We start from the raw sequence: 6604 nt of genomic DNA, 5'->3' as shown, positions 1-6604 counted from the left end.
GGCTTAAGAGAATGATGAGGACTCTTTAGCATCACTAAATGTTGAAGTTGACGATGAAGATGAACTTTCGTCTTTATATGACCATTCTTCCTCGTAATCACCTGGTTGAACTTGAATAACAACTGTTGTTTCACCAACAACTTCTGCATGCAATTCTCTTTCTACTGTTACTTTAAATTGCTCGCCATCCGGTGTAATGATGGCTTCCGTGCAATTCGGTTGTTGTATGACACGTACATGTATGTCCTCAACACCTTGTGAATCATCTTCACGATAATGAAGTTTAATACGCTCTCTGTATGGTACTGTTTCTGAAAATACAGAGGTTTTAGAATGGTCGTGATGTGCATACCACACATTGATGTCGTACTTTCCAGACACTTCCACAAATTTACCATGTTTCTTCGCTTGGTGAGTGTGATTAATAACCCAACACCCTAAAATGCTAGAAGGGTTATTTGGTGGACGTAACGTTTCACTAGCTTCTGCTCTCTTTTTACCTTTCGCCACGACTGCTTTCGTCACGATTTGACGGGTATATTTCAAAGCCATCCTCCTTCGTTCGATTCCTTTTCATCATATGCAGGCTGTGCCCATTAGGTGATAGGAATTGTGGAAAGCGCCAATTTTCTCGGCACCGCTTGTTTCCGCTTGAGGGCTTGAAGCTTATGAGCGTGCTGGCGCTTGGAACTAGACATTATGAAAGGATGATTTAATAATGATTGAAACCATCGATGGAAAAGAAAAACTGCTCCCTCTTATATAGAAGGAACAGTTTTATTTGCGTTTTATGAGCAACTGCCTGGTTTAGTATTTTGTACTCTTGAACCTGTTTCTCCGCGAAGTAAATCGCCTTCCGTTGATTCGATGATTTGGTTTGTTACATTGTTGGCAATAGTATTTGCTACTAATTGAAGTAAATCATTTACATCCCCTTGTGATTGCTTGAATTCTTGAACAATCGGGATTTCATCAATTTCTTCTTCGATTTTCTCGATTTTACCTTCAATTAATGTTAATGCTTTTTCTTTACCGTAATGTTGGAAATTAACTGCTTGTTTTTGAAGACTCTTCAAACTCGCAATTTTTTCACGGATTTTTTGATTTTCATTAATTTGCGCTTCCGCACGTTTAAAGAAATCCACTTCTTCTGTTTGTGCAATCATATCTGCGATTTCTTTAGCTTTTGCAATAATATCATCTTTTGTATATTTCGTTGTCATAAGACACCCACTTCTTGGCCTGATAGAACTTCGATTAATTCGCCTTCTAGAGACCATGTTTTTGTATTTGTAATCTTCACGTGAACCAATTTACCGATAATATCATTCGGACCTTCAAAATTCACTAGCTTGCTTGTTCTTGTATAACCCGCAAGTACCGCTGAATTTTTCTTACTTTCACCTTCAACCAATACTTCAACAATTTGGCCATCATAAGCCTGCATTGTCTCTGCTGATAATTTGTTGACAAGATTGTTTAACCTTTGCAAACGTTGTTTCTTCACATCCATCGGAACATTATCTTCCATTTTGGCAGCCGGTGTCCCTTCACGAGGTGAATAGATATACGTATAGGCATGTTCAAACCCAACTTCTTCATATAAAGACATGGTTTCCTCAAACTGCTCGTCCGTTTCGTTCGGGAATCCGACAATAATATCCGTAGTCAATGCCGCATCAGGAATCGCAACTTTAATTTTGCTGACCAATTCCAAATATTGTTCACGGTTATATTTACGGGCCATTAGTTTTAGCATACTGGAGGAACCTGATTGGACAGGTAAATGAATATGTTCCACTAGATTTCCACGCTTCGCGAGCACTTCAATCAAGTGATCGTCAAAATCTCGTGGAWGGCTTGTTGTAAAACGAATGCGTGGCATATCGATTTGACGAAGATCATTCATCAAATCACCCAGTCGATATGTAAGATCGTCGAAATCTTTCCCATATGCATTCACATTTTGCCCAAGTAAAGTGACTTCTTTATATCCTTGTGCCGCTAGCTGTCTGATTTCCTGTATGATCTCTTCAGGTCTGCGGCTCCGTTCTTTTCCTCTTGTATATGGAACAATACAGTACGTACAGAATTTGTCGCATCCATACATAATATTGACCCACGCTTTGATTTCGCCACGTCGGACTTTAGGCAAACTTTCGATGACGTCTCCTTCTTTTGACCACACCTCAATGACCATTTCTTTTGACAGATAGGCTTCATTTAAAATGTGAGGCAAACGATGAATATTGTGAGTACCGAAAATCATGTCGACTTGATTATAAGTTTTTAATATTTTATTGACAACTGATTCCTCTTGAGACATGCAACCACAAACACCGATCAACACATCTGGATTATCACGTTTAATCTTTTTGTAGTGGCCAAGTTCACCAAACACCTTATTCTCGGCATTCTCACGGATGGCACATGTGTTCAGCAAGATGACATTTGCTTCTTGTACACTCTGAGTTGGCGTATAGCCCAGTTGCAGGAATATACCTGCCATTACTTCTGTATCGTGTTCATTCATTTGACATCCGAATGTCCGAATGAAAAACTTACGACCTTGTCCCATTCCCAAAAATTCAGGTTGAATCGCAAAATCTTTATGGTAAGCTACTTCTTCTTTACCACGTTTCTTTGCTTCTTTCAAAGATGGTGCCACATAAACTGATTGGAAATACTTACTGTAGTCTTTTTCCGTTTTATTCGTTTCTTTTACTTGTGAATTATGTAAGCGTTGCTCTTCGTTCATAAAATTGCTCCTTTCATCCTGTACACCCATCAGACGAAAACTTCATTCCTCTATTATACTGATACGGCATGTGTTCCTACAAGATGTCAGCTGCAATTGTCGGTGTTTCGACAAAAAAACTGCCGATTTTCACCGGCAGTTCAATTCTTACAAAAATTCTTTTACAAGTTCATCGAAATCTCTTTGGCTCATCATTAAATCTTCTGTTGATAATGGCGTTTCAGCGTAGCCTGACACCATTTCCTGATAAGAAGGTTGTTCGTTGTTTTGATAGATGATGCCTGTTACAAGGCTTTCATGTTCCATTAACGTTGCCATTGCTTGTGGACGGTTGGATGAATCGTATCCTTCGACAGTTGAAATTTTTGTGATGCGTTCCTTGAACCAATCATATGTGTTTATTTTGTTGTAAGTAACACATGGACTGAATACGTTGATGAACGAAAATCCTTTATGGTTAATTCCAGCTTCAATGATACTTGTCAATTCTTTTAAATCGGAAGAGAATCCTTGTGCTACAAATGTTGCACCAGACGTTAAAGCCATTTCCAGTGGAGCAAGAGAAGGTTCAATCGCACCTCCAGGCGTAGATTTCGTTTTGAAACCTGCTGCTGAACGAGGCGATGTTTGCCCTTTTGTCAGACCGTAAATCTGATTATCCATGACGATATATGTGATATCGATATTTCGGCGAATCGCGTGGATTGTATGTCCCATCCCGATCGCAAAACCATCTCCATCTCCACCTGAAGCAATTACGTTCAAATCACGATTAGCCATTTTCAAACCTTGAGCAATCGGAAGTGCACGACCGTGAATCCCGTGGAATCCGTATGAATGTATATATCCAGAAATTCGACCTGAGCAACCAATTCCGGAAATAACCGCTAAATCTGTTGGTTCGATCCCTACATTAGCTGCTGCACGTTGAATAGCTGCCTGTACGGAAAAGTCGCCACAGCCTGGACACCAGTTGGGTTTTACATTATTGCGAAAATCTTTAAATGTTACCATCTGAGAGCAACTCCTTTACGCGATTCGTTAATTCTCTTGGCAAGAAAGGTGTTCCATCATATTTTAATACGTTCACGATTTTGTCATGAGCGCCAACATTCATTTTAATAATATTTGCCAGTTGACCAGTTGCATTATTTTCAACGACCAGTACTTTTTTCGCAGCCTCAATAAGTGGTGAAACATGTGCAGTCGGGAAAGGCTGGATTAAACGGATATGTGCATGATTAGCACGAATACCTTGTGCATTTAAATTCGCCTGAACTTCTTCTAGTACCCCTCGAGTCGAATTGAAGCCCACTAACAGGACATCCGCTTCTTCATGAGGTGCATATACATGAACAGGGTTCGGGAAATTGACATGCTCCATTTTTCTCATACGCTTGTCCATTTGCAGTTGACGATTTGCAGCCGATTCAGAAGGCTTGCCAGTTTCGTCGTGTTCAACACCAGTAACGTGGTGAATTCCATTTTTCATTCCAGGAATGACACGAGGAGACACACCATCTTCCGTCACTTCGTAGCGTTTAAAGTATGATTTATCTTCGGCAGCTACTAATTCTTCTTCCACTTTTAGACGGCCTCTGCGAAGTGCCACTTTGCTGTAATCAAATGGTTCCACCGTTTGTTTACCTAACGATAGCTGTAAATCGGATAAAATAATAACAGGCAGTTGTAATTCTTCCGCAATATTAAACGCTTCAATTGTATCGAAAAATGCTTCTTTGCCCGTACTTGGAGCGATGACCACTTTTGGGATCTCCCCGTGTGTACCATAAATCATCTGCATTAAATCGGATTGTTCTTGTTTCGTCGGCAAACCTGTTGATGGGCCACCACGTTGTGTATCAACAATGACGAGCGGTTGCTCGGTCATACCTGACAAACCGATTGCTTCCATCATTAAAGATAAACCAGGACCCGCAGAAGCAGTAAATGAACGAACCCCACCGTAGTTTGCGCCAATCGCCATGGTTGCAGCGGCAATTTCATCCTCAGTTTGAATTACAGCCCCACCAAATTTCGGCAATTTCTTAATCAAGTATTCCATTATTTCAGATGCAGGAGTAATAGGATAGGCTGCCATAAATCTAACACCAGATGCAAGTGCACCTAAAGCGATAGCATCGTTTCCAATCATAAACAAACGATGTTTCCCATCTGCAGGTTCAAGTTCCCACTCACCAATCCGATCGCCCAAATGTTGCGCCATCACTTCATAACCTTGTTGGATCGCTTGCATGTTTTTTTCAACAATTGTCTCGCCTTTGCGGCCGAAAATTTCATCGACTACGCTTTGGAAAACAGTTTTATCCAAATTTAACAAAGCGGATGTAGCACCAATTGCCACCATGTTTTTCATTAAAGACGTGCCGAGTTCAGATGCAATTTCCGTAAACGGAACGCTGTACATGGTCGCAACACAATCTTCTGGGTGTTCGGGATTAAATTTCGTATCAGCCAAAATGACGCTTGAAGCTGTCAGTTCTTTATAGTTTACATCAATTGTTTCTTGGTCAAATGCAACTAAAATATCTAAATCATCTGGTATTGTGCGAACTTCTGTCGTTCGTACACAGATTTTATTATTCGTGTGTCCACCTTTAATACGTGAAGAAAAGTGACGATAGCCGTACAAGAAATACCCTAAGCGATTCATCGCCATTGAGAAAATTTCTCCGGTACTTTCGATTCCTTCCCCTTGTTGCCCACCGACTTTCCATGAAAGCTGATGTAACATATGCAAACAACTCCTTAACAGATCAGGTAATAACCTCTATTTTCCTACATAAGTTTATCACTTAATTGCTTCATTCACTATAAAATAGCGGTAGTTTTTTGAAATTCAGACCTTTGGAGGAAGCCAAATTAGTAATTTGTGCTGAAAATACGTAAAAACCCAACCTCTTTTGAGATTGGGTTAGTTTACAATTAAGTAAGAATAGCGCTTTACGCTTTTCTTATTGTGCTCTTGTACGTTTTTCAACTAAAAGCTTAATAGCTGTCCGGTCTTCCCCAGAGATCACAATATCTGTAAATGCCGGAGAACAAATTAAATCGGTGCCACTCGGCGCGACAAAGCCACGTGCAATTGCAACTGCTTTTACCGCTTGATTAAGTGCTCCTGCTCCAACTGCTTGCATTTCTGCATACCCTTTTTCACGGATGACTGCAACTAATGCACCTGCAACTGAGTTTGGATTAGATCTTGAAGATACTTTTAATGATTCCACTACGATTCCTCCTTGTCCTTGCTGACCGTTGGACGATTAAGATGTCCTTAAGTCACTGTATGCAAGATAAGAGAAAGATAGAAGAAGTTATCCTCTGAAAGGATAATCTTCGTTGATATAAATACGTTCAAACGAAGTGGCTTTTCCTGTTTGGTTATCCAACTCTACGAAAAATGCGCTGAGTACAGATCTTCCTGACTTTGGTACCTCAAAACGAGCGGGCATATTCGTCTGGAAACGATACAGTACATCTTCTTTCTTCATCCCAAGTACGCCGTCGTAAGGACCTGTCATCCCGACGTCCGTGATGTACGCTGTTCCATTTGGATAAATGCGGGCATCTGCTGTCTGGACATGTGTATGCGTACCAACAACGGCGGATACTTCCCCATCTAAATGCCAACCCATCGCTATTTTTTCACTCGTTGCTTCTGCATGAAAATCAACAAAAATCAGTGGAGATATTTGCTTTGCTTCATTTACAAGCTCAGTCGCTTTTTTGAATGGATCATCATGTGGCGGTAAAAATGTACGGCCATGCAAATTAATCACGGATAACGTATGACCGTTTTTTGTAATAGTCGTCATGCCCTTACCC

The 6604-nt window shown here is 40.5% G+C and carries 7 protein-coding genes; all 7 read right to left on the bottom strand.

The genetic code is table 11. The annotated features are described in order from the left end of the window. Positions 1–3: 3 nt before the first annotated feature. Entirely contained in the window at positions 4–546 is a 543-nt protein-coding gene (gene cotE, locus AC1DSB_RS12170) for an outer spore coat protein CotE (RefSeq protein ID WP_016427560.1), read from the bottom strand. A 242-nt stretch (positions 547–788) separates the two neighbouring features. Next, positions 789–1223: a YlbF/YmcA family competence regulator gene (locus AC1DSB_RS12165; protein ID WP_016427561.1), complete on the bottom strand. Its 435-nt coding sequence runs from the start codon at positions 1221–1223 to the stop codon at positions 789–791. Beyond that, positions 1220–2758 carry a tRNA (N6-isopentenyl adenosine(37)-C2)-methylthiotransferase MiaB gene (gene miaB / locus AC1DSB_RS12160; RefSeq protein WP_477586799.1) on the bottom strand — a complete coding sequence of 513 codons (1539 nt, stop codon included), beginning with the start codon at positions 2756–2758 and terminating at the stop codon, positions 1220–1222. The genes AC1DSB_RS12165 and miaB overlap by 4 nt, the downstream gene beginning before the upstream one ends. A 147-nt stretch (positions 2759–2905) precedes the next feature. After that, positions 2906–3772: a 2-oxoacid:ferredoxin oxidoreductase subunit beta gene (locus AC1DSB_RS12155; RefSeq protein WP_477531790.1), complete on the bottom strand. Its 867-nt coding sequence runs from the start codon at positions 3770–3772 to the stop codon at positions 2906–2908. Next, positions 3759–5513, bottom strand: a complete 1755-nt coding sequence (locus tag AC1DSB_RS12150) for a 2-oxoacid:acceptor oxidoreductase subunit alpha (protein WP_477531789.1) — start codon at positions 5511–5513, stop codon at positions 3759–3761. The genes AC1DSB_RS12155 and AC1DSB_RS12150 overlap by 14 nt, the downstream gene beginning before the upstream one ends. A gap of 220 nt (positions 5514–5733) precedes the next feature. Beyond that, a complete protein-coding gene (locus AC1DSB_RS12145) occupies positions 5734–6006 on the bottom strand; it encodes a stage V sporulation protein S (RefSeq protein ID WP_016427565.1) in 273 nt (90 codons plus the stop codon). A gap of 87 nt (positions 6007–6093) precedes the next feature. Then, positions 6094–6604, bottom strand: a 511-nt coding sequence (locus tag AC1DSB_RS12140; RefSeq protein ID WP_477586798.1) for a TIGR00282 family metallophosphoesterase, incomplete at its 5' end; no start/stop codon positions are given.

It is taken from the genome of Paenisporosarcina sp. P4_E4_2 (assembly GCF_056401595.1).
The sequence above is the reverse complement of the archived record's forward strand: the minus strand, read 5'-3'. Positions and strand labels throughout refer to the sequence as shown.